2 protein-coding genes are annotated in these 1,496 nt (G+C 53.4%); both read right to left on the bottom strand.

From position 1 onward, the window contains the following. Positions 1-254 (bottom strand): hypothetical protein (locus tag ACM9ME_RS15330; RefSeq protein WP_415644327.1); only part of this gene is annotated, 254 nt, incomplete at its 3' end. A gap of 33 nt (positions 255-287) precedes the next feature. Beyond that, positions 288-1,187, bottom strand: coding sequence for a hypothetical protein (locus ACM9ME_RS15335; RefSeq protein ID WP_415644328.1), 900 nt, complete (start codon positions 1,185-1,187; stop codon positions 288-290). Positions 1,188-1,496: the final 309 nt, after the last annotated feature.

Below are 1,496 nucleotides of genomic sequence, written 5' to 3' on the forward strand. Positions count from 1 at the left end.
GGCGTGTCGCGATGGCCGGGATAGAGGCGATGCTTGGCTTGCTGTTGCGGATAATGGGTGAAGCCATCGCGGATAACGAGTGCACCGCTTTCCACCCTCAGCGACACGCCATGACCGCATAGGATTAGTGGCGTTTCGTTGCGTTCGCGCCGTCGTCTTTTCGGGACGGCGCTATCGTTTTCGGCCTGCCATTTTTGCGAGCGAATTGCCCAATTGGAATTATCGGGAATTGCTAAATTGGCGTCGTAAAACATAGGTCGGAATTAGCGGAAATTGGCGGCATTGTCTCAACAATTGAGGATTAATTCCGGAGCATCGATGCGCTTTTTTATGAGGGCGGTAAATCCGGAAACAGCGAAATTGCCGACCGTAATCTGAGGGCCAATTGCGCTTATGACGGTCCGGAACGGATTTAGCATTTCGGCAAAAGACCCGAACTGCGTCCAGTCGAATTCCGGCCTCAATATGCGGGTCAGTTTTTTCCATTCCAAACGCGCAACGCGGAAATCTCGTTCGCTGGAATTGCTTAATGCCGTCTCACCGGCATCATCAACTTCCTCAGCATCGCCAAACAAGCCGCCAACCGATGCAACAAGTGACAGTGAAAGTCTTTCGGTCGGTATGCTGTCCATTGGAGCAGCTAATTTCGACAATGCGCTACCTATCATCAGGGTATATTTATCGATTTGCGCTGCATCGCCTAAAACGAATTTGAGTGCCCAAGCGTAAAACTCTCGCGATTGTTCAAATACGGTGCCGCGAAATCGATTATCCAACGGCCCGCCTTGACGCCGCAATGCACGCTGTCGCGTTCCGGACAAGTCGCTGTAATTATCAAATTGGGTATCAGATGTGACCGCCTTGCGTATCAATGCAGCGCTGCGGCGCAATTCACTTAAGGCAGCCTCGCGCACTCGATTGAATTCGCCGTGCCCCCATTCGAGATAGGCTTGCACGATAAAGGCCGTTTCCCTTTTTACCCCTAACTTTCGGAGTTCGGCCAGTCGCGTAGCGCGACGTAGCGACCGAGCGTCGCGGGTCCAATCGCCCCTCTTTTGATCCTTGATCGTCGCTTTTGGCAGCAAATCCCAAAGCACCCACTGACGAATGACGTTCGGCGTAACCGCGTTCGATCCGGTCAACCCAAGCGCATCGTTCAATTGTTCGGCAAGATCGGCGTTCGTCATAGTGTCCGCATAAGACAACAGCGACCGATGCGTCTCGTTTGATGAAAATGGAATCGATCTATCGAGTCAGTCCCGTTCCCGGCTTCAACGGAGATCGGGATGCGGCGGACACGAATTTACAAGGATGAATACGCCCGCCGCATCGCAAACGCGACGGCTAAGGGACTCAGCCGTTCACAAGCTCGCGGTGACCTGACCCCCTGATTTTCCTCCAGATGCGATTAGAGTCCGGCCTGATGGAAGGACGGATTGATGAAGCGGATACGGTTTACGGAAGAGCAGATTGTCGGGGTGCTGCGGGAGGCTGAG

Origin of the sequence: Sphingomonas antarctica, assembly GCF_965137005.1 — a bacterium.
GTDB classification, from domain to species: Bacteria; Pseudomonadota; Alphaproteobacteria; order Sphingomonadales; family Sphingomonadaceae; genus Sphingomonas_O; species Sphingomonas_O antarctica.